Genomic DNA, 24,241 nt, shown 5'->3' with positions numbered 1-24,241 from the left:
GTATAAGGAGTGAGATTTAAATGAAAATTGGAGTTTTAATGGGTGGAATATCATCAGAAAGAGAAATTTCTCTTTTATCTGGAAATGAAGTGGTGAATAATTTAGATAAAAATAAATATGAGGTTGTTCCAATAATAATAGATTCTAAGGTTGAAATTTATGATAAAGTTAAAGATATAGACTTTGCATTTATAGCTCTCCATGGGGCCTTTGGGGAAGATGGTACTGTACAGGCTTTGCTTGAAGGAATGGGAATACCTTATTCTGGTTGTAATGTGCTAACCAGTGCCTTATGCATGAACAAGAAACAAGCAAAGAGAGTAATGCGAGATGGTGGCTTAACAGTAGCAAAGGAGATAAGCATAAAAAATAATTGTTATGATATAGAAAGTCTAGAGAGTTTAGGTTATCCTATGGTTGTTAAGCCAAACTCAGGTGGTTCTAGTATTGGCACCTTTATAGTAAGAGAAAGAGTAGAACTGGAAAAAGCCATTAAAGAAGCTTTTAAGTTTGATAATGAGTTATTAGTAGAGGAGTATATAAAGGGAGAGGAGTACACTATACCTTTATTAAATGGTCAGGTCTTTCCTATACTTCAGATTAAAGCAAGCAGTACTTTTTTTGATTACAAATCAAAATATTTCGATGAGAAAACTAAAGAAGAAGTAGTAAAGCTTTCTCCAGAGTTACAAGGTAAGATGGAAGTTATAGGGAAGAAATGTTGGGATATATTTGATTGCAAAGCTTATGTAAGAGTTGATATTATAGTAAGTAGTGGTATTCCATATGTCTTAGAATTAAATACTGCTCCAGGAATGACAAAAGGTTCCTTATTTCCAAGAAGTGCAAAAGGTGCCAATATGGAGTATAGTGAGCTTTTAGACAAAATAATAGAATACTCATTAGTTTAGAAGGTGGGATATATTTGATTTTTTCATTCTTTGATTTTAATAAAGAAGAACCAATTTATATACAGATTGAAAAGCATATAAAAGAAAGCATAATCAGGGGGCTGCTTCAAAAGGGAAGTAAGCTCCCTTCTACCCGTGAAGTAAGTGAAATATTAAAAATAAGCAGAAGTACAGTGGTGACAGCTTATGAAAATTTAGAAAGCGAAGGTATCATAGAAAGTATTAAGGGAAAAGGCACTTTTGTCAATACTATAGCTAAAGTTAAAGAGGAAGACTTTGATATAAAGTGGGATTCTAGAATAAATACCTATGCTAGTACCTGTGAAGATTTAGATATAATAAAAACGGAACTTCCATGGGAAAGAGGTATGATTTCCTTTAAGAGCATTGCTCCAGATGAAACTTTGTTTGATATTGAAGAATTTAAAAGAGCTTTTTTAAATACTTGGTCTTTTCAAGGAGAAAAAATCTTGAATTATGGGTATGCTCAAGGTTATAAACCGCTTATAGAGTATTTGCTAGAATATATGGCCAATAAAGGTGTAGATATAAAGGGCAAGGATATCTTAATAACAAATGGATTTACAGAAGCTTTCGATATACTTATAAATTCTTTAACGGAGCCTGGGGATACAATAATATGTGAAAATCCAACTCATAATACAGCTTTAAAAATAATGAGGGCTCATGGACTAAACATTGTAGGAGTTGATATGACAGAAGAAGGTATGGATCTTGTAAAGCTTGAGAATTTGCTTAAAAGTAATAAACCAAAGTTAGGGTTTATAATACCTTCCTACCACAATCCTACAGGTATAGTGATGAAGGGAGAACATAGAAGAAATGTTCTAGAAATATTTAAAAGATATTCTGTACCTCTTATAGAGGATGGTTTCAATGAAGAACTTCTATATTCAAGTTCTCATGTTCCTCCATTGGCAAGCTTATGTGGAAGGGGAAATGGAGTTATTTATGTTGGAAGTCTATCTAAAATACTTTTTCCAGGTCTTAGAATAGGTTGGATTCTTGCAGATAAGAAATTACTTGGTACTTTGGAGAGTGTGAAAAGAGCAAGGAATATTCACAGCTCATTTTTAGATCAAGCACTTCTATACAACTATATGAAAAGCGGAGCCTTTAATAAATATCTAAAAAAGGTTAGAAAGCACTATAGAGAAAAATATAGCTTTACTTCTGCAGAAGTAATGAAAAACATCCCAAATGAGTTTATAATGGGAGAAGGTGGCTTGCATATATTTGTAAAACTTAAAGGCATTGACTCTAGAAAAGTTTTAGAAGGCTGCTATAAGAGAGGTGTGGTTTTTACTCCAGGAGATATATTCTATACAGATGGTAGTGGAAAAGACACCTTGAGAATAGGATTTTCTAAGGTAAGACTTGAGGATATTGAAAGTGGTATAAGAATTATCGGTGAAGAAGTTAAGAAAATCGCTGATAAGTAAGTTCTATTTATATGTAGCTAGAGGTCTTGTTGAGTAAATTTAAATATGAGAGGTAATTATTATGGTGAATATCTTAGTTTTGTGTGCTGGAGGAATGACTTCAAGTCTTTTTGTAAGCAAGATTGTAAGTGAAGCTAATAAGCTTGGATATAATTCTACTATGGAGATATTAAGTAACAAGCATAAAGAAGACTTAGATGATAAAGCTATTAGATTTTATTATGGAGGTGCAAGCCTAAATAAAGTTAATATAAAGGCTCAGGAAGAGTTTTATAAGACTGTTAAATTTGTATTTCTAGCACCGCAGGTAAAGTATGCTTTCAATGACATCAGTGAAGCTTTGAAAATATATGATATACCTTGCAAGGTTATTGACTCCATGGCATTTGGTAGAATGAATGGAAAGTGGGTAATTGATACCCTTGTTGATTGTAGAATATTAGCAGTATAAATTTTGAAAGTAACAGAGAGGAAAAGAATGGACATAGATATAAGAGAAAAACCTAACAAGGTTACAGAAGTAATTGAGTGCTTTTATTACATTGCAAATGAAGAAAATATAAACAGTAGCCGTGCGGAAACCTTAGAAAAGTACAACCTTACCAATAATACTACTTTGAAAAGAATGCATGGGGAAATAGAAAAGTATTTGCAAACCTTTAAAAAGAAATGTACTATAGAGGCTTATGAATTAGATTTGTTTTTTAAAGGTTTTTATGATAAAAATGATAGCAAGCATATTGCTGGTTTACTTGTAAATACTGAAGCAGATGAAGATTTATTAGTGTATAAAGAGAGTATCATTAATAAAAATGAAGAAGAAGTAAAAAGCGAAATCTTTAAAAATATTGTAAATGTATTAGAAGATGCGGAATACGATAATTCAGATGATTTACCTTTAAAAGTTGATAAGGTAGTAGAATATCTTAATAATAAGAATATAAGCAGTGAAGAAAAATGGAAGCTAATAGTAGTATTAAATGACGCTAAAAGTTATATCATAAGGTTAATTGATATAATACTTTCTAATATTCAAGCATATGAGGTTTCGGTAAAAAATGTTTTAACTTTATCAGATAAAGTTGTATTAGAGCTTAAGGATAAAATAAAGCAAGATGATAAGTATATATGTAATCTTATTAGTATAAATATGGACGGCTTAAAGAAAATTATAGTATATCCTGCTATAGCCAACCAATATAGTGTTACTGCAAAGTTTCATGAAGAGAGTTTGTATATTTACTTTGGAGCTATGTTTGAAGTTATGGTTAACCTAACTTCAAAAAGCAAAGATTCCAAGAATAAGGTACAGAACATACTAAGAATATTAAGCGATAAGAGCAAGCTTGAGATATTACAGCTTTTAAAGCAAAAGGAATATTACGGCATAGAAATAGCAGAGAAGCTAAACCTTACTACAGCTACTGTATCCTATCATATGAATAACCTGCTGCTATACGGGTTTATTTATGTAGAGAAAGTAGAAAATAGGGTTTATTATAGATTGAATAAAGATAATATTTTAGAGTTTTTAAAGGATTTAGAAGGAATTTTATTAAAATAATGAAAAGCCAGTGAATAGAGTATTTTGTCTGATTTATGTCAAATTAGATAAAATACTTTATTTATTTTTATGCTTTTATAATAAATAATTAATAATAAGTTGAAGTTAGATATCAATCTAATATCAGTTGACGTTTATCAAATGTTAACTTATAATATAAATAGAAAAAAATAGAAAATGCATTACGGCCGTAACTTTGTGAGTAATAGAATTAAAATATTAGATGATAATCTAATGTTAGGCGTTAATTATATAATTAGGCCATGGTGTAAATAGAATATAGGGGGCTATTATGGAAACAGCACTAGAAAAGAAAATCGGCTATAAACTTGTACTGAAAGAAAAGTCTTATATGCTTTATGGAATTTCAAATTTAATTTCTAGATTTGGGGATTCGATAGATACTATTGCATATGGATGGATGGTATATCAGATTACAGGATCTACAACTTTACTTGCCACTATTTTTGGGGTGAATGCAATCCCTACTATAATATTCCAGCCTTTTTCTGGAGTACTGGTAGAGTATAGAAAGAAGAAACATATAATTTTTATATGCAATATGGGAAGAGGAGTAATGGTGTCTATAACCGCGTTGCTTTTCTATTTTAATTTATTGCTACCTATACATTTGTTTATAATAACTTTCTTAAACTCAACATTTGAAGCTTTTCAGAGTCCAGCTAGTACTGCATCAATACCATATATTTTAGATAAAGAGATGTATTCTTATGGAATGTCGCTTAGTTCTACAGCTTCAAGAATTACTGAAATGATAGGACTTGCTGTTGCAGGAGGAATCATAGCGGTAATAGGTATATCTGGGGCTATCCTATTAGATGCTATAACCTTTTATGTATGTGGGAGCTTAATACTTTTAGTTAAATATAAAGGGGAAGAGATTAAGAAGGATAAGATTGCCTTAGATGGTTATTTTAAAGATTTGAAAGGCGGTTTCGTATATTTAAAGAGTAACAGGTTAATATTTAACATCTGTTTATTTGGTGCTTTAGTTAATATTCTGCTTATTCCAATTAATACTTTAGTTGTGGCTTACGTTAAAGATGTATTAAAGAAGGGAGTAGAAGTAGTTTCTGTAATTCAATTCACTAGTACCATAGGATTAGCCTTAGGAACTGTTATATACCCGAAAGTAAAAGAAAAAGTTAAGGGCATATATTTAGTAATAGTATCAGGTATACTAATAGGTATAGTTTATATACTATACTTCATTGTAGGACAGCTAAAAGTTCAGGTTGCAATCTATCCAGCGTTAGTACTAATCGGCTTGCTTCTAGGAATATCTGCAGGTATATTCTTAATGACAATTAATGTTGCCTTTATGGAAAAGATTGAAAAAGATTATTTGGGTAGGGTAGCAGGAGTATTTAATTCTCTTGCAATGGCAGCTACGCCTTTAGGATCTCTTACAGTAGGAGGGTTGTGCATATTTTTAAATACCTCTAAGTTATTTCTAGTATTTGGGATGTTAACTATAGCTTTGTTTTTATTACAAAAATTCAATAAAAGTTTAGCTAAACTATAATTCTTCGCTAATAAACTTCAAGTAGTATCAACAGATATAACTTGAAGTTTATTTTATTTATTTTCATATGGAAAAGCTGTATTTCCTTTTATTTTATTTAACTTAATTTTATCTAGCGAATTTATTTTTATATTTATTGCTCTATTTGTGTAATAAAATTAAAAAAAAGTAACTATTCAGCTATAGTATATAATTTTATTTTTGATAAAATTTTAGATATGACAAATAGGGGTATCAAAATTCTTAATACCCCTTAAATAATCTTAGCTAAGCTAAGGTCGGATCAACTGGATTTTCTGTAAATGTAGATTTTATACACTTAAGTGCATTCATCCCTTGCTTTCGCACCGTGTATACATATCCACGAATACAAGCAAATGATTTAGCGCCACTACCACTTCTAAAGGTTCCAGAGATTTTTTGTTTAACCTTAGCCATTCGCAGATCTCGTTCTGCTAGATTATTGTCAAAAGGTATATCAAAGTCATACATGAAAGCAAGTATCTGTTCTCTATAAGTACTTAATCTATTTAATAAGTTAAGGCTAGTACTTTTCTTTGCTTTCTTTTTAGCGTAAGACTCACTATTAGCAATATAATCTTCTTTGAAGCCATCATTTAAGATTTGAGTATATCTTTCTTCGAAGGCTTCTATTTTATCTAAGGTTAAAGCATTAGCAATGTTCCAATTTAAATCTACTTCTTTCTTTATCTCAGTTAGTAGATTTTTCATTGGTTCAGCCCATGATTGTTTTTCTAGCTCAGAGATACCATTTAGTTCTCTGAGAATATGGGCGTTACACAGAGAGTGATCGCAATCTGTGTATTGAAGATATGTTTTCCAGCAGTCATGGACTGCTGTTCCGATGAAATTGGGTAAAATGCCTATAGAGTCAACAGCTTCTTTACCACGCTTTTCATGAGCTTCATAATATGTGTACTTATCATTTGAAGCAACATGTAGCCATTTGCGCTTTTTATCTATAGCCACTCCTGTTTCATCAAAATGTACAGCACCTTTAGAATTAATTAATGATGCTTTTATATTTTCTTCAATAGATTTCAAATTTTCATGGCAATAATCATTAAAATTAACCATTGATCCTTGACTTAAATTTATATCAAATAAATCTGAGATTAACTCTGCACCACGTTTATACGGAATCAATTGGTATTGAGTTAAATAAACAGATACAGCCTTTATCTTTTCTCCATATTGTACTGTATTTGTTATTCCCTCTGGGAATTTACCGGTGTTTTTTCTTCTACATCTTGGGCACTTTTTAATTTCTGCTCTATGTTCAACAACTTTAACTTTTATATCTGGGATATCAACTACTTGACGAATAATATTTCTTTCCGCTTTTACATCCTGTAAGGATGTTCCGCATATATCACACGTATCTACACTGTGTGTGATTATTTCGTCAGGATTATCACTAAGTTCAAGAGTCTTTCCTTCATGACCTTCTTGACCACCAGGATTTTTATCGGTCTTTACTCTTAAGCTTTTAGTTTTCTTTTTAAAACCATCAGATGATGGTGGCTTACTGCTGTTATTACTATTTTTATTAGTCTGGTTTTCTAGTGACTTAACACGATTTGAAAGAGATTTATTATCTTTTGATAGTGTCTCTATTTGAGAATTCAAACTTTTGATTTCGTTAGTAAGTTCTCTAATAACACTCATGACTTGAGTTAATCCTTGATTATATATTTCAATTATTTTTCCTTCGCTCATGGACATCACCGCCTTATCATTAGTTTTTTTCAAGACATGCTATATAATATCAAAAACTAAAGATAATAGAAATGGTTTTACGAAAATTAATTTTATATATGTTGCAAGATGAAAATTTCGATATGATATTTAGGTAAGAACATCCATTAATATAAGATAACTAAAATATCCAAACTAGAATATAAAATAAAAATTATAGCGAGGTTTTAAATATGGATATTTTGATTCTTAATAAGATTGCTGGGCATGAAGATGATATAAACGAGTTAAAATCAGCTTTAAAAAAGACTAAAAACACAAGGTTATATAAAAGATATTCTGTTTTACTTAAGCATTTTGATGGATTTACAAATAGAAAAATAGCTGAAATGGAGAATCTAGAAGAACATACTGTTTCTACATATATAAAAAATTATAAATCAAAAGGAATAGATGGATTAAATATTGGCCACGGCGGCGGAGCGCAAAAGAAAATCAATTCACTTCAAGAGAAGCTCATTGTAGAAACTATAACTACAAAAACTCCAGAAGATGTAGGCTTCGAATCTAAAATGAATTGGACTATTGAATTAGTGAGGCAATGGGTTATTAAAGAATTTAATATAAATATGTCACATAGAGGAATAGCATATGTACTTCATAGATTAAATTTAAGTTATACTAGACCTACTTACGTCTTAGCGAAAGCTGATAAAGAAAAAGCAAGAAATTTTTAAAAGTGACTTTAAAGCTTTAAAAAAAATGCCTCAATGGCTTAGTTGATACCATCTTATTTGAAGATGAATCAATGATTAGAGATTATCAAGCAATTCAAAAGAGCTGGTTTATAAGAGGACAACAAAGGAAAATTCCTACGTTCGGTAAAAATGCAGGTGTTAAACTTATGGGAATATTGGATTACGAGACTGGTAACGTATATTGCGAGGAACATGAAAGATATGACGCTAAGATATTTAATGACTTTTTAGAAAACGTACTTAAGCAGTATCCAAAAGGAAAAATTGTTGTGGTATTAGACAATGCTAAGATTCATCATGCAAAGCTGATTCAGCCATTTCTTAATAGAGTTAAAGATAGGCTTGAATTGATGTTTTTACCACCGTATAGTCCAGAAATGAATCTTATAGAGGGGTTATGGGGATGGCTAAAGGCATCTGTTATTAACAATGTCTTTTATAAATCTCTGCCACAAGTTAGAACTGCAATTCAAAAGTTTATAAGTAACATAAATAAGGTTCCTACTCAAACAATAGACAGGCTATGTGTTAGATTGTAGAAACCAATTTGCAATATATATATAATATTTATCAAATTATTTGAATAGCTGAATAGTTACAAAAAAAAAGCATATACATAATATTTACACTTTTGAAATATAGATGTAAAATGAAAAGTGAATATACAAATTATGTAAAAGAATTATGAGAAAACAAGTTGTTTCAATTTCAAATAATAGTATATCTTTAGTGTTTAAGTTAGGAGATTCAAGATGAGAAAGAAGAGGAAAAGATATAGAATAAAAATTGGAAGGTTAGCCTTTAGTTTGTCCGTAATATCAATTTTTATGTTACTTGCTATAAGTGGTATACTTTCTTTATTTAAAAATAAAGATGATAAGATTAGCGAAAACACTCTTTTAGTAAAATCAAAACAGAATTTTGTAGTATGTATAGATCCAGGACATGGAGCCTATGATAAGGGAACTAAAAGTGCTGATGGTATACTAGAAAAAGATGTAGTTCTTAAGGTAGGTTTAAAAGTTGGACAAATATTGGAGAAGAATAATATTAAAGTTGTATATACAAGAAAAGATGATAAGACTATATTAGGCTCAAATGACAAAGAAGATTTAAAGAAAAGAGTTGAAATTTCTCATGATAGTAATGCTGACGTTTTTGTGTCCATTCACTGTAATAGCTTTAAAGACTCTTCAGTACGAGGAATTGAGCTTTGGTGCAATGAACCTAATACAAAAGATGAAATGTTAGCAAAAAATATACAAGATGAGCTTTACAAATTAAAGTATACTGAAAAACGTGATATAAAATATAAAAGTAATTCCCCGTTGTATGTATTAAAGAACAATGATGCAATTTCAGCTTTAGTTGAGATAGGATACCTGACTAATGAAAAAGATTGTAAATTTATAACTTCTAATGATGGACAGGCTAAGTGTGCAGAAGCTATAGCAAAAGCTATTTTAAATTTAAAAAAAGAATTAAAAAGGTAAGGGTATATAAAGACTTTGCTATAATACGGTGTTGAAGTTGGTTGCCTATATATAAGATATTTTAACTCACCATAGGACTAATGCAAATAAAAGTGCAATAGTGTTAGCCAAGCAATGTGAAAGCAGTTAATTATTAGATACATTATCATGCAACCATCAATAGCTAGGTTTGATAAACTCAATTGGCTTGTAGTAGCTTTTTTTATTCGGTGATTTAATATTAATATTAAGGCACCAGGCAACGTTAATTTGAGAAGTATGGCTTCAAAAGGTTTTGTAACTAATGGCGATATAATAGAATTTCCCTCATAAAAGTAGCCGCTATTAATTAAAATCAATGTAAAAAATATATCTGTAACATTTAGTAAATATATGATTATCAGTTTTATTTTAATGGAAGAGAGGGTATAGTTTTTTAAGAATTTTCCCATAAATGCCTCCTTAAAATACGAAAAATTAGAATTTAGCCATATAATTCATGTATATTCTAGATATGTAAAAACAATTAAACATAAATTACAATGCTGATTTAATTTATATGTCATTATCATATTAGTATGCATATAAATGGGAAAAATATAAGTGAACAAATTTTAAATAATAAGTAAAAATATATAGCTTTGATCTGAAAGTAGATATAGCATACCCTGTACAAGCACTTAATCCAATAATTATTCTTAATCATAAACATATGAACTATAGCTATAAAATCAATAAATAAACTTGAGCTTGAAAATAGTTCATCAATAGAATAAAATATAAACTAAATAAAATGAGCCTAAGTAATTATTTGGAATTAGATGCATGATTGCATGATATGGTTCATTCATAAATTTACAGTATAATAGGAGAAATATTATGATAAAACATATTGTTATGTGGAAATTAAAAGAATCTGCAGAAGGAAATGATAAAAAAACAAACGCTGAGAAAATTAAATTAGGTTTAGAAGCTCTGAAAGATAAAATTCCTCAAATACAAGGTATTGAAGTTGGTATAAATAATAATCCTTCCAATGCATATGATGTAGTACTATATTCTGAATTTAAGAGTTTTGAAGATTTAGATATATACCAAAATCATGCTGAACATCTAAAGGTTGCTGGATTTGTTGGCGCTGTAAAGGAAGATAGGACCTGCGTGGATTACGAAGTTTAATATTTCGTTTGTCAAAGAACTTTACTATGTTAAAAAATGCAAATAAATAAAAAGATCACTGAAAGTTATTTTCTTCAGTGATCTTTTTATTCTTTAGGAATCTCATATGAAAGCAAAGTATAATGAAAAACACATTGCCTTCTCGTAGCCTAAGAAATTTTAAATCTGTTTGTGTGCTCATGAAGCTCTTTTGCTATTTCATTTAATTGAGAAGCAGTGCTAAGAACTTGTTCCATGTTGGCACTTTGCTCTTCTAAAGAAGCTGAAATCTCTTCAGTATTTGCAGCGGATTCTTCAGTTACAGCTGCTATTTCCTCAATGGTATTCACAACATTTTCTTTCTTTTCGTTGACAGTATTAATACTTAAAATAAGTCTATCTACTTTGCTTAATATATTATCAACATTTTCCTTAATTGAATGAAAAGTACTGCCAGTTTCTTCTGAAACTTGTCCGGTTTTATGTATCATGTTTGATGCCTCTGTCATGTATTCTTGTGTTTCAGATATCATTGATTGAAAATCTGTTATTATTTTTTCAATCTCTTTTGTTGATTGTTCAGTTTCAGTTGCCAATTTCTTTATTTCATTAGCTACCACTGCAAAGCCCCTGCCGGCTTCACCTGCTCTTGCTGACTCAATAGAGGCATTAAGAGCTAATAGATTTATTTGACTGGCTATGTCATTAATGGTGTTCGTGATATTGCTTATATGATTCGATTGATCCTTTAAATTGCTTATTCTCATAGCTACTTTATCAGAAACAACTTCATTTTCTTTAATAGTGTCTACAAGTTTGTTAATATTTTCAATACCAGTATCATTTGATTTTTTTGTTTTATCAATATAAGTTTTTATTGTTGATGTAGAATCACCTATATCATTAATTTGAGCTGCCAAGTGCTCTAATTTTTCAGTACCCTGTAAGGTGCTGCTAGACAACTCATTTGATGAATTTGCAATTCCATTAACTGCACTGGTTATTGACTCTATTGTGCAGGCATTTTGCTCAACAATTCTATTCATGTCCTCTGAACGAATCTCTACTTTATCTGAACTCTCTACAATAGATGTTATAAGTGTTTTTAGCTCAGTTCGCATATGCGAAACTGCATCTGACATTTGTTTTAATTCATCAGTTCCTTTAATTTTGCTTAACTGAGCATATGCCTTTTCATCAAGAGTAAAGTCGAAATTGGCTGTTCTTTCAAGAATGTGATTTACGACTCTAATGTTCTTAGTCAAAACGTAAGTTATAAAAGATGCAAAGCACATACTTAAAATAACTATTGGTATAGCTATTGCAAATATAGTACTTAAGTGGTCTTTACTTACGTATCCATTAATCACTAGATACATATAAGTTATTGTAAATACACTGCTTATTGCCACTGCACCAAAAGAAAACATGAGTTTTTTTCTAATTGAAGATTTCATTTTATTACCACCTTGCCATAATTTTAATGTAATGTAATAATTGATAAAAAACTTTAACCTCCTATTCATAAGAATTTATACTCTCTGCATATTATACAACTAAAATTTGTCAACTTTCAACAAAATATTTAATATGGCTGTTGCTTTTTTAATATTAAGAAATACTGAAAACTCTATTAAAATATAATCAGGCTTAAATTACATAGAAGTGATAAATTTGCGCTAAAATTGATAATGTGATATTATATTATTATGAAAAATGATAAAAAGACATTTTAATATATTAAAAATTAATAAGGTAGGTGGTTTGTTGAAAAATAAATATTTTGTAATACTTATCAAATTTATATTCATAACATTGGGAGCAGTACTAGCTGCTATTGGACTTGAAATCTTTCTAATACCTAACAATCTTATAGATGGTGGAGTTGTTGGTATATCTATTATGATGAGTCATATCACTGGTATTCAGCTAGGTATATTTACTTTTATATTAAACATACCCTTTTTTATCTTAGGATATAAACATATAGGGAAAACCTTCACAATAGCAACTTTATACGCAGTAATCTGTTTATCTTTCTCTGTTGGATTTCTTCATCCTATTCCAGGAATAACTAAAGATATATTATTGGCAGCTGTTTTTGGTGGAGTTATTATGGGAACCGGAGTTGGTCTTATAATCAGAAACGGTGGATCTTTAGATGGTACAGAAATAGCAGCTATTATCTTAGATAAAAGAATAAGCTTTTCTATAGGTGAGATAGTAATGTTTTTCAATCTTTTTATCCTTGGTGTATCTGGATTGATTTTCGGATTTGATAGGGCAATGTATTCATTAATAGCTTATTTTATAGCCTTTAAGGTAATTGATGTGATAGTAGAAGGACTAGATGAGTCAAAGGCTGTTACTATAATATCTGAGAGGCATAGCGATATAACAGAGGCAATTGTGGACAGGCTAGGACGTGGTGTTACTTTGCTTGATGGTAAAGGTGGTTATAAGGGTATTGAAACCAATGTAATATATGTTGTAGTTTCCAGGCTAGAAATAGCTAAAGTAAAATCTATTGTACAGGGATTTGATGAGAATGCTTTAATAACAATAGGTAGCGTAGAAGTAGCAGGTAAGAGATATAAAAAGAAAGCAATTCATTAAAAGGATTTAAATTCTTCTAATTCCATTAAGATACCTAAATATAATATTAAAAACTATACAAAATAGTATTACAAAGAAACACAAAACATATTTATTTAGGAGGGATTTACAATGGCAAGAAATAATAGAACCTTAGTTCCACAAGCTAAACAAGGGTTAAATAATTTAAAACAAGAATCTGCAAAAGAAGTTGGTGTAAATCTAAAGCAAGGATATAATGGAGATTTAACATCTAGAGAAAATGGATCTGTAGGCGGAAATATGGTAAAAAAAATGATCCAAAGTTATGAAGATGGATTAAAATAATTAATTTGTAAGTATAATAATTTAATAGAATAGATATTGATAAACCACTTGGTATTCTAATTTACTAACAATGAAGTATATAAAACTTTGTTAGTGGATATTAAAATGAACTAAGTGGTTTATTGATTTTAATTTTATTTTTGTGGTGTTAAGGTACTTTGTTGAAATTAAGTAGTGAATAATCAGATGCTAAAATGAACCTGTACAAAGAATTAAAAAGTAAAAATGTTTTTAAATAAAATACTCGTAAATGAGCAATATTATAATATAATAATCTAAGTTGGTGATTAATGTTAGTAAAAACAATAAACTATGTGTTATAGTGTAAATATGATATACTAATTTATACCATAATAAAAAAGTAATACTTCTATTAGAAGTTTACATACGTAAAATAAAAATCTGATTTTAAAAGAAGGATAAGAGGTAGATAAGATGACTATTATAGTTTTTTCAACTAATGACGAAGGTGTAAGTGTTGAACTAACAACTGAAAAGATAAATAAAGCTTTGGATAAGTTTAATGAAGATGCAGAAAACTATTTTGTTGAAATTTGGGAAGAGGACGAAGTTAAACTTGGAGAAATAGTTTTTGATTATGAATCAGAAGAGGATGATTCTGAAAAGTTTTATTACTTTGTAGAGGAAGAGAATGAAACTAAATTTAGTACATTTGAAGAATTAAGTGAATATATATTAAAAAGACTAAAGGCATAATACATGCCTTTTTTCTTTTCGTGCATTTTTATACCATTAATAAAGGAATTAAGTTTAGTGAGGCAAAAAGTGGAAAAAAGTTTTAGAATAATTAATATTTTTCTCCTTAAAATACTATATATGAAAGGAGTGATTATTAATGAGAATAAAAGAAGGAACAATACCAACAATTATAGGTAGTGTAGTAGTTGCCGGAACCGCAGCTTTAAGAGCAAATGAACTTAGAAAACATGGGATGAGAAAAAAAGAAATATTACCTATGGCAGAGACTGCTCTTTTAGGTTTTGGTTTAGCTCACGTGGTTTTAGGAACTATAGATTTAGTTCAACATCATAGATAATAAAAGGAGAACCTATTGGTTCTCTATTTTTCAGTGTATAGTAATCTACTAAAAAAGTACTAAAGATATCACCAAATTATAATGAAAAAGCTATGTTAGATTGCTTTTAATAAAAAGTATAAATAAATTTTTAAATAAGGAGTGTTTTTTATGAAAGTAAAATTTAAGGGAAATGACGTAGAACTTAAGGGAAAACAATTTGCAGTTAATGAAACTATTCCTGACTTTACTGTAACAGATCCCAATATGAATTCTTTAAGTTTTAAGGATACAACAGGTGTAAGAATATTATTAGCAGTTCCATCGATAGATACATCAGTATGTGATCTTGAAGTTGCTACTTTTAATGACAAGGTAAAGGATCTACCTAATATCACCTGTTATACCATATCTATGGATTTACCATTTGCTCAAGCAAGATGGTGTGCTGCTAAGGGTATTGAAAATGTTAAAATATATTCAGATTATAAAGATAGAAGTTTTGCAGATGTAAGTGGTACTTATATAAAAGAACTAGGTTTATTAACTAGGGCTGCTTTTGTTATCGATTCTGGTAACAGAATTGTATATGCAGATTACATGGAGGAAGTATCTAGTCAGCCAAACTTCGATCAAGTATTAGAAGCTGCTAAAAATGCAAAATAAATTTTAAAAGTAAGACTTAAGAGAATATTTTGTTAAGGTATTTTAAGTAAGGCAAATTATAGTAAATATAATTGCCTTATTTTCATTTTTATTGCCTAAGGTGAATATATTTATAAAAAAACAAAGGGGGATAAATTGATGGATAAGTTAGCTAGTATTATTATTTTAGCTGCGGTAGCAGAAGCATTATGGGAAACAATAAAGATGGTATTTGATCATGGAAAGGTGGATTTCAATAAACTTGGAGCGATAATGGTTGGGATTTTGTTATGTCTACTAACAGGGGCAGATATATTGAGCTTAATTGGATTTTCTCCAAAGATAAGTTATGTTGGACAAGTATTGACGGGACTACTTATATCTAGAGGTGCCAATTTCACCCACGATTTACTGACAAGCATATATAATCTTCAGCAAAATACCAGAAATGAAAATACTAATACTAATAAACAGTAGGATGTTAAAATATTATATATATATTCATTTTATGCTAACAATAAAGTATAATAAACTTTGGATATTACACATATCTTTTTTTGAATTTAGTAACTTATTATTCGTAAATTTTATAAATGCTCAGAAGAGTAAAGATTATATACGAGAATAAGTATAATATACGACTTAGGAGGAAAAATGAAAAAGGTAGCAATAGTATTTAATGGTGGAACAATATCAATGAAGGTTGACCCAAGAATAAAAGCAGCAGTACCTGGTCTTACAGGAGAAGAAATAATGTCGATGGTAACAGGTATAGAGAGTTTTGCACAAATAGAATCTTATACATTCTCCAGTTTACCAGGTCCGCATATGACTCCTGATATTATGTTGAATTTATCAGAATATGTGCAAAAAATTATAGATAGAGAAGATATAAGCGGTGTGGTAGTAACTCATGGAACAGATTCTCTTGAAGAAACTGCATATTTACTTGACTTAACTATAGATTCAGAAAAACCAGTTGTAGTAACAGGTGCAATGAGAAGCAGCTCTGAGCTTGGTTATGATGGTCCCTCAAACCTTGCAGCATCAATATGTACTGCAGCCTCAGAAGAAGCTAAAAACAGAGGCGTGCTGGTATGTTTTAATGGAGAGCTAAACAGTGCCTCTGAAGTAACAAAAGTAAATACAATGGCACTAAATGCTTTTAGAACTCCAAACTTTGGACCTATAGGGATAGTTGATAATAATAGAGTAATATTTTATAGAGAAGTTAATAAAGAAGATTCTATAAAAATAGATAAAATAAGCGGAGAAGTGACTTTACTAAAATGCTTTGCAGGTATGGATTCTAGATTGATTGATTTTTCAATAGCTAATGGTGATAAGGGTATCGTAATAGAGGCAATGGGGAGAGGAAATGTACCTCCAGCTATGGTGGATGGAATCAAGAGGGCTATTGATAAAGGGCTAGCTGTAGTTATTGTGTCTAGATGTTTTGAAGGAAGAGTATTTGAATCTTATGGTTACCACGGAGGCGGAAAAGAACTTAGAGATCTAGGGGTAATATTCGGTGATAATATGCCTGGACAGAAGGCAAGAATAAAATTGATAATTGCATTAAGTTATACTAATGACTTGAAATACATTAAAAATGTATTTGAGAGAGATTTATACAAATAAAGTGAATTATAAAAAATAAAAATAAAAAATAATTCGGATGTATTGACAACGATAATTGACGAATATATAATAATATTCGTGCTTATTGCTCGTATAATTTTGACGATATGGGTCGAAAGTTTCTACCAGGTACCGTAAATATCTGACTATGAGGAATCAGAAGTTGTATTACATCAATATGATGTCGCTTTGGTTCTTCACCTTTGCGGCTTTTATTTTTTAGGAGGAAGGTTTTTATGCAAAATATAAAAGCTAAACAAAGAACACTAGCAATATTGGATAACAAAAATGTAGACTATAAGAAAGAAATTGTAGCAGGAATTACTACTTTCTTAGCTATGGCTTACATAATCGCAGTTAATCCGGACATACTTAGTAAATCAGGAATGCCTGTTGGAGCATTAGTAACAGCAACTTGCCTTACAGCTGGATTAACATCAATCTTCATGGGAGTTTACGCAAACTTACCTATAGGACTTGCTTCTGGTATGGGATTAAATGCTTTTTTTGCTTTCACTGTATGTGGTAAGATGGGAATCTCATGGCAGGTAGCATTAACAGCAGTTTTTGTTGAAGGACTTATATTTATAGTATTATCACTATTCAGCGTTCGTGAGGCTGTAGTAAATGCTATACCTCATAACTTAAAGCTTGCAGTAACTGGTGGTATAGGTTTATTCATAGCATTTGTAGGTATGCTCAATTCAGGACTTGTAGTAAAAGATGCTTCTACAACCGTTGCTTTAGGAAGATTTACAACACCTTCAGTAGCTATAACATGTCTTGGAATTTTAATTATAGTAGTATTAGAAAAGAAAAAGGTAAAAGGCGCTATGCTTTGGGGAATATTAGGTGGAACCCTAATAGGATGGGCATATGCACTTTATGATACAGCTGGTGCTGCAGCATTTGGTATTTATCTACCTAATGGAATATTTAAATTCGAATCTCTAGCGCCAATAGCAGGAAAGGTTGATTTTTCATTCCTTTCAGATACTTCAAAAATACTTACATTTGTAGGTGTTGCACTAACATTCTTATTTGTTGATTTCTTTGATACAGTAGGTACTTTGGTAGGTGTTGCTACAAGAGCTAAACTAATTGATAAAGAAGGTAAAGTTCCTAATGCAGGAAGAGCTTTATTAGTTGATGCTGTTGGTACAACAGGTGGAGCTTTAGTTGGAGTTTCTGCAATAACTGCTTATATAGAAAGTGCTACTGGAATTGAGGAAGGTGGAAGAACAGGGGTTACTGCAGTAGTAACTGGAATATTATTCTTATTAGCTATGTTCTTATCGCCAATATTTGTAGCAGTTCCTTCTTGTGCAACTGCTCCAGCATTAATATATGTAGGGTATTTGATGATGGGTACAGTTAAAGATATTGACTTTGGAGATATTACTGAAGCTGTTCCAGCATTTTTAACAATAAGTATGATGCCATTTACTTACTCAATTGGTGATGGCTTAATGATAGGAATTTTATCCTATGTAGCAATTAATTTAATATCCAACCTAATTTCAAAAGAAAAGAAGAAGATTTCTCCAGTAATGTATGTTTTAGCAGTTATCTTCATATTGAAATTAGTATTATAATAGCTTCCTTCAATTTATTATAGCCTTGCTGGTTTATCCAGCAGGGCCTTTTTTAATTTGTAGGAAATCATTTTTTTCTTAGCTCAACCTATCAATATCAACACTTTAGAGTGCTATTTAGGGTAAATAGTGAAAAAATAACATTATGCCGTCTTAAGGAAATTTTTACTTTTAAGGCTAATGAAAAATTAATTTTTTTAAATGTTAACAATTTGTGAACAAAGTATTGACTTTTGATTGTATCATTATATACAATATATATAGTCTCAATCTGGTATTGTTTTAGGAGGATTGACTATGATTAAAAGTATGACTGGTTTTGGTAGAGCTTCAAGTGATGAAGACAGCGCGAGAAGTTTTTCTTTAGAAATGAAGAGTGTTAATCACAGATATTTGGATATAAATATTAGAATGCCAAAGTCTATGATACCGCTTGAGGAGAAAATTAGAAGAATTGTAGGTGAAAGATTAAATAGAGGTAAAGTTGACATCTTTTTAAACTACAAAAATTACGGACAATTTGATACTGTTGCTAAATTAAATACAGAATTAGCAGATAGTTATGTAAATTGTTTAAAGCAAATTAAGGATCGATATTCATTAAAAGATGAATTAAGTTTGAATTTAATATCTAAGTTTCCAGATGTAATAGTGTTAGAAGAACAAGAAGAAAACTTGGAAGAAATTTGGAATGAATTGATGCCTTTAGTGAATAGAGCCTTAGATACCATAATAGATATGAGAGAAACTGAAGGACAAAAGCTTTACGAGGATATTATAATTAAATCAAAAGATATCGAAGAAAATGTAAAGAAGATTGAAAAGAAATGTCCAGAAGTACTTAAAGCTTACAAAGAAAAATTAAAAGAGAAACTCCAAGGAATATTAGAAAATATAGAGCTAGATGAAAATAGACTTGCCATGGAAGTAGCTATATTTGCAGATAAGTCCACAATTGATGAAGAAATAACAAGGTTGTACAGCCACATAAATCAGTTGAGAGGTACTCTTTTACTTAAGGAACCAATAGGTAGAAGACTTGACTTTATTGTGCAAGAAATGAATAGAGAAGCTAATACTATAGCATCTAAGTCTACCGATTTGGAGATTACTAATTTAGTTATCAATATTAAAAATATGATAGAGAAAATAAGAGAACAGATCCAAAATATCGAGTAGGAGGAATAATATGAGTATCAAATTGATCAACATTGGTTTTGGAAATATAGTTTCAGCTAATAGACTTGTTGCAATAGTTAGCCCAGAATCAGCACCTATTAAGAGAATAATTCAAGAGGCTAGGGACAGAGGTATGTTAATTGACGCTACATATGGTAGAAGAACAAGAGCAGTTATCATTACAGATAGCGATCATGTTATTTTATCAGCAGTTCAACCTGAAACAGTTGCACATAGATTATCTACAAAAGATGATGATGTAGAAGAGGTTGATGAATAATGCAACAACACGATAGAGGAATACTTATAGTGATATCTGGACCTTCAGGAGCTGGAAAAGGAACCATTTGTAAAGCATTGGTTGAAAAGAATGAAAATCTTTTTATTTCAGTTTCTGCTACAACAAGAAATCCTAGAGTAGGTGAAGTAGAAGGAATAAACTACTATTTTATAAGTAGAGAAGAGTTTTTAAAACGAGTAGAAAATGATGATTTCTTGGAATGGGCTGAGGTTTATGGTAACTATTATGGAACACCGAAATCAACAGTAGATCAAATGTTAGACCAAGGCATAAATGTAATCCTTGAGATTGATATCCAAGGCGCTTTAAAAGTAAAAGAAAACGCCAAGGATGGTGTTTTCGTATTTATACTTCCTCCTTCAATGGAAGAACTAAAACAAAGGATTATTAAAAGAGGAAGTGAAACTCAAGAATCTTTAATGACAAGATTTAAGTCAGCGTATCAAGAAATAAACTATGTATCAAAATACAACTATGCAGTGGTTAATGATACTGTTGAAGAAGCAGTTATGAAAATTGAAAGTATTATATTAGCTGAAAAATGCAGAGTTGATAGAATTAAAGAGACAATAATAGAATCAAAGGAGGGTTTAATTCATGAGCAACTCTATGATTAATCCATCAATAGTAGACTTATTACAAAAGGTAGACAATAGATATTCATTAGTAATAGTAACATCAAAAAGAGCTAGACAAATAATAGATGGTGCAGAACCATATGTAAAGGTAGACTCAAACAAGCCTTTAACAGTATCTATCAATGAAGTAAATGATGGATTTGTTAAATATGAGCAAGTAAAGGAAGGCCTAAAATAGAATGACTAAAAAGTGTGTTGTTGTTGGCGTTACTGGAGGTATTGCAGTATATAAAGCTTTAGATGTTATAAGTACTTTAAGAAAGAAAGATATAGAAGTACATGTAATAATGACTAAGTCAGCAACTGAGTTTGTAACACCACTTTCATTTCAATCTCTCAGTCAAAACATGGTTGTTACAGATATGTTTGCAGAACCTAAAGCTTGGGAAATTCAGCATATTTCTTTAGCAAAAAGAGCAGATTTAATGCTAATAGTTCCTGCTACAGCTAATGTAATAGGTAAAGTAGCAAATGGAATCGCTGATGATATGCTTACTACCACAATAATGGCTACAAAGGCTCCAGTTGTTTTTGCTCCTGCTATGAATACAAATATGTATGAAAATGTCATAGTTCAAGAAAATATTAGCAAACTTAAAAGATTAGGCTTTGACTTTATCGAACCAGCTAGTGGAAGACTTGCTTGTGGTGACACAGGTCAAGGAAAGCTTGCTGATACTAAGTTAATTGCAGAATATACTGTAAGCAGATTAAATGATCAAAAGGATCTTGTTAATAAAAAAGTTTTAGTAACTGCAGGTCCTACGGTTTCGGATATTGATCCAGTTAGATATATAACTAACAGATCTTCAGGTAAGATGGGATTTGCTATAGCTGAAGAAGCAAGAGATAGAGGTGCAGAGGTAGTTTTAGTAACTGGACCAACAGATCTTGAAGCACCATTTGGGATGAAGGTAATAAAAGTTAGAACAAATCAAGAGATGATGGAAGCTGTTCTTGATGATTTTGATTCTTCAGATATTGTTATAAAATCTGCTGCAGTTGCGGATTATAAACCAAAGCAATATCATGAAAATAAAATCAAGAAAGCAGAAGGAGATCTTTCTATAGAGTTTGTTAGAGATAATGATATTTTAAAAACTTTAGGTGAGCGTAAGAAAGATCAGGTATTAGTAGGCTTTGCAGCGGAAAGTAATGATCTGATAGATAATGCTCAAGGAAAACTTAAAAGAAAGAACTTAGATTTCATAGTCGCAAATGATATTTCAAAATCTGAAACTGGTTTTGCATCAGATGATAATATTGTTACTATAATTTCTTCAAAGGGTGAAAAAGTTACCTTAGAAAAAATGAGTAAAAAAGAAGTGGCAAGAAATTTGTTTGATATAATAGAAAAGCGCTAAGGCGCTTTTTTTACTATATAGGAAAGTATAGAATTTCTTTTTAACTAAACCTATATATTTAAAAGCTTAGAATAGCTTTTAAATATATAGAGTTAAGAGAAATTATAATCTAAGGGTGATGATATTGAGTTTATTTGCAGGTGTAATTGTAAATAGCGATGCCTTGAAGGTAGATAAGTTATTTACATATGAGGTACCAGATAAATTAAGTGCTCTTATTGAAAAAGGGCATAGGGTTAGGGTTCCCTTTGGAAAGGGTAACAAGACCATTGAAGCTTTTGTCATGGAGCTTTTTAGTGAGTTCCAAGGAGAGTTTACAAGGATAAAAGCTATTTCCGAAATATGTGATGATAGCCCATTACTTACAGAAGATGATTTTAGTTTGATAAATTTTATGAGAGAAAAATATTTGTGTAAGTACATAGAAGCTATAAGAGTTATAATACCCACAGGAATCATGAAGGGTAATAAAATAAAAACTAAGAAAGTTATTAGTTATAATGGGGCTGAACTTTATGGGAAGTTCAATAAACCAAATTATGAAGAAGTGCTTCAATTAATTAAGAACAACAGTGGCATTTATACTAAAAGTGAACTTATTGAAAAATACAATGTCTCAGCATATATAATAGGAAAATTAATAGAAAATAAATTTGTTTCTGTTGAGGATGAGCAAGTTAACAGGATAAATACAAGAAAATATGAAACTTATTCATCAAAGGTTTTGAACGAAGAACAGAGAAGTGCAGTAGAAACAATTTTAAATAGTGAAAATAAATTGATATTACTTAAGGGTGTTACAGGTAGTGGAAAAACAGAAGTATACATGAATTTAGTAAGTAATATGCTAAATGAAGAAAAAGCTTCATTGATTCTAGTGCCTGAAATTGCCCTTACTCCTCAGATGATTGAGCGCTTTAAGGGCAGATTTGGCAGGAATGTTGCAGTTTTTCATAGCAGACTTTCTGATGGAGAAAGATTTGATGAATGGTTCAGAGTAAAGACTGGAGACGTGAAACTTGTTATTGGAGCAAGGTCTGCCATATTCCTTCCTTTTAAGGATTTGGGGCTTATAGTAATAGATGAGGAGCATGAAGGCACCTATAAGTCAGAACAAAATCCAAAGTATCATACTAGGGAAGTTGCGGAGTTTAAAAGTAATCTAACAGGCTGCACTGTAGTTTATGGTTCTGCAACTCCAAGTATAGAGAGTTATTATAGGACATTAAAGGGTGAAATGAAGCTTGTGGAATTAAAGAACAGAGTTGATCATTCAAGGCTGCCTATAATGGAAGTAATTGATATGAGGGAAGAGCTTACTAACAATAACAAAAGTATGTTCAGTAAGAAGCTATACAATGCTATAGAGGATAGATTACTAAAGAAGGAACAAATTATTATTTTCCTAAATAGGAGAGGACACTCCACCTTTGTTTCCTGTAGAAAATGCGGATATGTTTTTAAATGTCCACATTGTGATATAGCAATGACTTACCATACCAATGGGTATTTAGTATGCCATTATTGTGGTACAGCAAAAAAGCAAGTTAATGAATGTCCCTCTTGTAAGAGTAAATATGTTAAGTACTTTGGGGCAGGAACTGAAAAGCTAGAAATTGAAATAAAAAGAATGTTTCCAAAAGCAAGAGTTTTAAGAATGGATGTGGATACAACAAGAAAGAAAAATTCGCATGAAGAGATTTATAACTCTTTCAAAAATGGTGAAGCAGATATTCTAGTAGGAACTCAGATGATATCTAAGGGATTAGATTTTCCTAATGTAACTTTAGTAGGAGTAATTACCGCAGATATATCACTAAACCTTCCGGATTTTAGGTCTAGCGAAAGAACATATCAACTTATAACTCAAGTGGGAGGTAGAGCTGGTAGAGGCAGTAAAGAAGGCTATGTGCTTGTTCAAAGTTACAATCCTGAACATTATAGTCTTAGTTATGCTAAAAACAATGATTATGAAGGATTTTTTGCAGAGGAAATAAAGCTTAGAAAATCTATGAACTACCCTCCATACGCTAATATAATGGTGATTAATATGAGTTCAAAAGATCAGCTTGGCCTCCAGAAGCACAGTGAAAATATTGGAGTAAACATAAAAAAAATGCTACAGTATAATGATAAGGTGGATGTTATGGGACCCTGTCCGTGTATAATATCTAAAATAAATGAGATGTATAGATGGCAGATTTTGATAAAAGGTAATTTTGATGCAACATTAGCGCATAATATAAAAGATATGGTTTATGATTTATCAAATGCAGTTTATAATGAAATAAGAATCAGTATGGATGTTAATCCAAATAACTTAATTTAG

General features: G+C 30.6%; 24 protein-coding genes, 1 pseudogene and 1 riboswitch. Of the genes and pseudogenes, 22 read left to right on the top strand and 3 right to left on the bottom strand.

Annotated features, from left to right (window positions below; all coding sequences use genetic code 11):
- Positions 1–20 precede the first annotated feature (20 nt).
- The 5 genes from C1I91_RS17420 to C1I91_RS17400 all read left to right on the top strand — a co-directional run bounded on the left by C1I91_RS17420 (position 21) and on the right by C1I91_RS17400 (position 5,484).
- Positions 21–911, top strand: a complete 891-nt coding sequence (locus C1I91_RS17420) for a D-alanine--D-alanine ligase (RefSeq protein ID WP_128214012.1) — start codon at positions 21–23, stop codon at positions 909–911.
- 14 nt (positions 912–925) lie between these two features.
- Entirely contained in the window at positions 926–2,374 is a 1,449-nt protein-coding gene (gene pdxR / locus C1I91_RS17415; RefSeq protein WP_128214011.1) for a MocR-like pyridoxine biosynthesis transcription factor PdxR, read from the top strand.
- A 61-nt stretch (positions 2,375–2,435) separates the two neighbouring features.
- Positions 2,436–2,825: a PTS sugar transporter subunit IIB gene (locus C1I91_RS17410; RefSeq protein ID WP_128214010.1), complete on the top strand. Its 390-nt coding sequence runs from the start codon at positions 2,436–2,438 to the stop codon at positions 2,823–2,825.
- A gap of 3 nt (positions 2,826–2,828) precedes the next feature.
- Positions 2,829–3,938, top strand: coding sequence for an ArsR/SmtB family transcription factor (locus C1I91_RS17405; protein WP_128214009.1), 1,110 nt, complete (start codon positions 2,829–2,831; stop codon positions 3,936–3,938).
- Positions 3,939–4,230: 292 nt separating this feature from the next.
- Positions 4,231–5,484: an MFS transporter gene (locus C1I91_RS17400; protein WP_128214008.1), complete on the top strand. Its 1,254-nt coding sequence runs from the start codon at positions 4,231–4,233 to the stop codon at positions 5,482–5,484.
- 267 nt (positions 5,485–5,751) lie between these two features.
- Here C1I91_RS17400 and tnpC read toward each other — a convergent pair whose 3' ends face one another.
- Positions 5,752–7,224: an IS66 family transposase gene (gene tnpC, locus C1I91_RS17395; protein ID WP_128214007.1), complete on the bottom strand. Its 1,473-nt coding sequence runs from the start codon at positions 7,222–7,224 to the stop codon at positions 5,752–5,754.
- A gap of 212 nt (positions 7,225–7,436) precedes the next feature.
- Between tnpC and C1I91_RS17390 the strand changes: the two are divergent.
- Together C1I91_RS17390 and C1I91_RS17385 are read left to right on the top strand one after the other, a co-directional pair.
- Positions 7,437–8,500, top strand: a pseudogene (locus tag C1I91_RS17390) (IS630 family transposase).
- Positions 8,501–8,713: 213 nt separating this feature from the next.
- On the top strand, positions 8,714–9,454 hold the full coding sequence (locus C1I91_RS17385) for an N-acetylmuramoyl-L-alanine amidase family protein (protein ID WP_128214006.1): 741 nt from the start codon (positions 8,714–8,716) through the stop codon (positions 9,452–9,454).
- A 77-nt stretch (positions 9,455–9,531) separates the two neighbouring features.
- Here C1I91_RS17385 and C1I91_RS29815 read toward each other — a convergent pair whose 3' ends face one another.
- Positions 9,532–9,885, bottom strand: a complete 354-nt coding sequence (locus C1I91_RS29815) for a DUF5658 family protein (protein WP_420808432.1) — start codon at positions 9,883–9,885, stop codon at positions 9,532–9,534.
- 427 nt (positions 9,886–10,312) lie between these two features.
- Here C1I91_RS29815 and C1I91_RS17380 point away from each other — a divergent pair, with 427 nt between their 5' ends.
- Positions 10,313–10,612: a Dabb family protein gene (locus C1I91_RS17380; protein ID WP_128214005.1), complete on the top strand. Its 300-nt coding sequence runs from the start codon at positions 10,313–10,315 to the stop codon at positions 10,610–10,612.
- Between the two features lie 149 nt (positions 10,613–10,761).
- On the opposite strand, the gene C1I91_RS17375 is transcribed toward C1I91_RS17380, so the two are convergent.
- The gene (locus C1I91_RS17375) at positions 10,762–12,048 is read right to left on the bottom strand and encodes a methyl-accepting chemotaxis protein (RefSeq protein WP_164880568.1); all 1,287 of its coding nucleotides are present in this window, start codon (positions 12,046–12,048) and stop codon (positions 10,762–10,764) included.
- A gap of 310 nt (positions 12,049–12,358) precedes the next feature.
- On the opposite strand from C1I91_RS17375, the gene C1I91_RS17370 reads away from it, so the two are divergent.
- From C1I91_RS17370 to priA, 14 genes are all read left to right on the top strand, one after another.
- Entirely contained in the window at positions 12,359–13,207 is an 849-nt protein-coding gene (locus C1I91_RS17370; protein WP_420808482.1) for a YitT family protein, read from the top strand.
- A 111-nt stretch (positions 13,208–13,318) separates the two neighbouring features.
- Positions 13,319–13,513: an alpha/beta-type small acid-soluble spore protein gene (locus tag C1I91_RS17365; RefSeq protein ID WP_128214002.1), complete on the top strand. Its 195-nt coding sequence runs from the start codon at positions 13,319–13,321 to the stop codon at positions 13,511–13,513.
- Positions 13,514–13,948: 435 nt separating this feature from the next.
- The gene (locus tag C1I91_RS17360) at positions 13,949–14,230 is read left to right on the top strand and encodes a hypothetical protein (protein WP_128214001.1); all 282 of its coding nucleotides are present in this window, start codon (positions 13,949–13,951) and stop codon (positions 14,228–14,230) included.
- A gap of 139 nt (positions 14,231–14,369) precedes the next feature.
- Entirely contained in the window at positions 14,370–14,570 is a 201-nt protein-coding gene (locus tag C1I91_RS17355; RefSeq protein WP_128214000.1) for an asparagine synthase, read from the top strand.
- 150 nt (positions 14,571–14,720) lie between these two features.
- On the top strand, positions 14,721–15,215 hold the full coding sequence (gene tpx, locus C1I91_RS17350; protein ID WP_128213999.1) for a thiol peroxidase: 495 nt from the start codon (positions 14,721–14,723) through the stop codon (positions 15,213–15,215).
- Positions 15,216–15,353: 138 nt separating this feature from the next.
- On the top strand, positions 15,354–15,671 hold the full coding sequence (locus C1I91_RS17345; RefSeq protein ID WP_128213998.1) for a hypothetical protein: 318 nt from the start codon (positions 15,354–15,356) through the stop codon (positions 15,669–15,671).
- A 177-nt stretch (positions 15,672–15,848) separates the two neighbouring features.
- On the top strand, positions 15,849–16,835 hold the full coding sequence (locus C1I91_RS17340) for an asparaginase (RefSeq protein WP_128213997.1): 987 nt from the start codon (positions 15,849–15,851) through the stop codon (positions 16,833–16,835).
- Positions 16,836–16,904: 69 nt separating this feature from the next.
- Positions 16,905–17,004, top strand: a riboswitch (purine riboswitch).
- A gap of 67 nt (positions 17,005–17,071) precedes the next feature.
- Entirely contained in the window at positions 17,072–18,430 is a 1,359-nt protein-coding gene (locus C1I91_RS17335; RefSeq protein WP_128213996.1) for an NCS2 family permease, read from the top strand.
- A 297-nt stretch (positions 18,431–18,727) separates the two neighbouring features.
- The gene (locus C1I91_RS17330; RefSeq protein WP_128213995.1) at positions 18,728–19,609 is read left to right on the top strand and encodes a YicC/YloC family endoribonuclease; all 882 of its coding nucleotides are present in this window, start codon (positions 18,728–18,730) and stop codon (positions 19,607–19,609) included.
- A 10-nt stretch (positions 19,610–19,619) separates the two neighbouring features.
- Positions 19,620–19,889, top strand: coding sequence for an extracellular matrix/biofilm regulator RemA (gene remA, locus C1I91_RS17325; protein ID WP_128213994.1), 270 nt, complete (start codon positions 19,620–19,622; stop codon positions 19,887–19,889).
- Positions 19,889–20,527, top strand: a complete 639-nt coding sequence (gmk, locus tag C1I91_RS17320; RefSeq protein WP_128213993.1) for a guanylate kinase — start codon at positions 19,889–19,891, stop codon at positions 20,525–20,527. The genes remA and gmk overlap by 1 nt, the downstream gene beginning before the upstream one ends.
- Positions 20,508–20,726 (top strand): DNA-directed RNA polymerase subunit omega, encoded by a 219-nt coding sequence (gene rpoZ, locus C1I91_RS17315; RefSeq protein WP_128213992.1) that lies wholly within the window; start codon positions 20,508–20,510, stop codon positions 20,724–20,726. Before gmk ends, rpoZ begins: the two co-directional genes overlap by 20 nt.
- Before the next feature lies 1 nt (position 20,727).
- A complete protein-coding gene (coaBC, locus tag C1I91_RS17310; protein WP_128213991.1) occupies positions 20,728–21,912 on the top strand; it encodes a bifunctional phosphopantothenoylcysteine decarboxylase/phosphopantothenate--cysteine ligase CoaBC in 1,185 nt (394 codons plus the stop codon).
- 124 nt (positions 21,913–22,036) lie between these two features.
- On the top strand, positions 22,037–24,241 hold the full coding sequence (priA, locus tag C1I91_RS17305) for a primosomal protein N' (RefSeq protein WP_128213990.1): 2,205 nt from the start codon (positions 22,037–22,039) through the stop codon (positions 24,239–24,241).

It is taken from the genome of Clostridium manihotivorum (assembly GCF_004015185.1).
GTDB lineage: Bacteria > Bacillota > Clostridia > Clostridiales > Clostridiaceae > Clostridium_AR > Clostridium_AR manihotivorum.
This window is presented reverse-complemented; position numbering and strand designations above follow the sequence as displayed.

Coding starts and splice junctions, on each gene's coding strand:
- C1I91_RS17385 (WP_128214006.1), top strand. CDS start 8,714: ATGAGAAAGAAGAGGAAAAGATATAGAATAAAAATTGGAAGGTTAGCC.
- C1I91_RS17345 (WP_128213998.1), top strand. CDS start 15,354: ATGGATAAGTTAGCTAGTATTATTATTTTAGCTGCGGTAGCAGAAGCA.
- coaBC (WP_128213991.1), top strand. CDS start 20,728: ATGACTAAAAAGTGTGTTGTTGTTGGCGTTACTGGAGGTATTGCAGTA.
- rpoZ (WP_128213992.1), top strand. CDS start 20,508: ATGAGCAACTCTATGATTAATCCATCAATAGTAGACTTATTACAAAAG.
- C1I91_RS17420 (WP_128214012.1), top strand. CDS start 21: ATGAAAATTGGAGTTTTAATGGGTGGAATATCATCAGAAAGAGAAATT.
- C1I91_RS17355 (WP_128214000.1), top strand. CDS start 14,370: ATGAGAATAAAAGAAGGAACAATACCAACAATTATAGGTAGTGTAGTA.
- C1I91_RS17330 (WP_128213995.1), top strand. CDS start 18,728: ATGATTAAAAGTATGACTGGTTTTGGTAGAGCTTCAAGTGATGAAGAC.
- C1I91_RS17340 (WP_128213997.1), top strand. CDS start 15,849: ATGAAAAAGGTAGCAATAGTATTTAATGGTGGAACAATATCAATGAAG.
- gmk (WP_128213993.1), top strand. CDS start 19,889: ATGCAACAACACGATAGAGGAATACTTATAGTGATATCTGGACCTTCA.
- tnpC (WP_128214007.1), bottom strand. CDS start 7,224: ATGAGCGAAGGAAAAATAATTGAAATATATAATCAAGGATTAACTCAA.
- C1I91_RS17360 (WP_128214001.1), top strand. CDS start 13,949: ATGACTATTATAGTTTTTTCAACTAATGACGAAGGTGTAAGTGTTGAA.
- C1I91_RS17400 (WP_128214008.1), top strand. CDS start 4,231: ATGGAAACAGCACTAGAAAAGAAAATCGGCTATAAACTTGTACTGAAA.
- C1I91_RS17410 (WP_128214010.1), top strand. CDS start 2,436: ATGGTGAATATCTTAGTTTTGTGTGCTGGAGGAATGACTTCAAGTCTT.
- C1I91_RS17365 (WP_128214002.1), top strand. CDS start 13,319: ATGGCAAGAAATAATAGAACCTTAGTTCCACAAGCTAAACAAGGGTTA.
- tpx (WP_128213999.1), top strand. CDS start 14,721: ATGAAAGTAAAATTTAAGGGAAATGACGTAGAACTTAAGGGAAAACAA.
- remA (WP_128213994.1), top strand. CDS start 19,620: ATGAGTATCAAATTGATCAACATTGGTTTTGGAAATATAGTTTCAGCT.
- C1I91_RS17380 (WP_128214005.1), top strand. CDS start 10,313: ATGATAAAACATATTGTTATGTGGAAATTAAAAGAATCTGCAGAAGGA.
- C1I91_RS17375 (WP_164880568.1), bottom strand. CDS start 12,048: ATGAAATCTTCAATTAGAAAAAAACTCATGTTTTCTTTTGGTGCAGTG.
- C1I91_RS29815 (WP_420808432.1), bottom strand. CDS start 9,885: ATGGGAAAATTCTTAAAAAACTATACCCTCTCTTCCATTAAAATAAAA.
- C1I91_RS17335 (WP_128213996.1), top strand. CDS start 17,072: ATGCAAAATATAAAAGCTAAACAAAGAACACTAGCAATATTGGATAAC.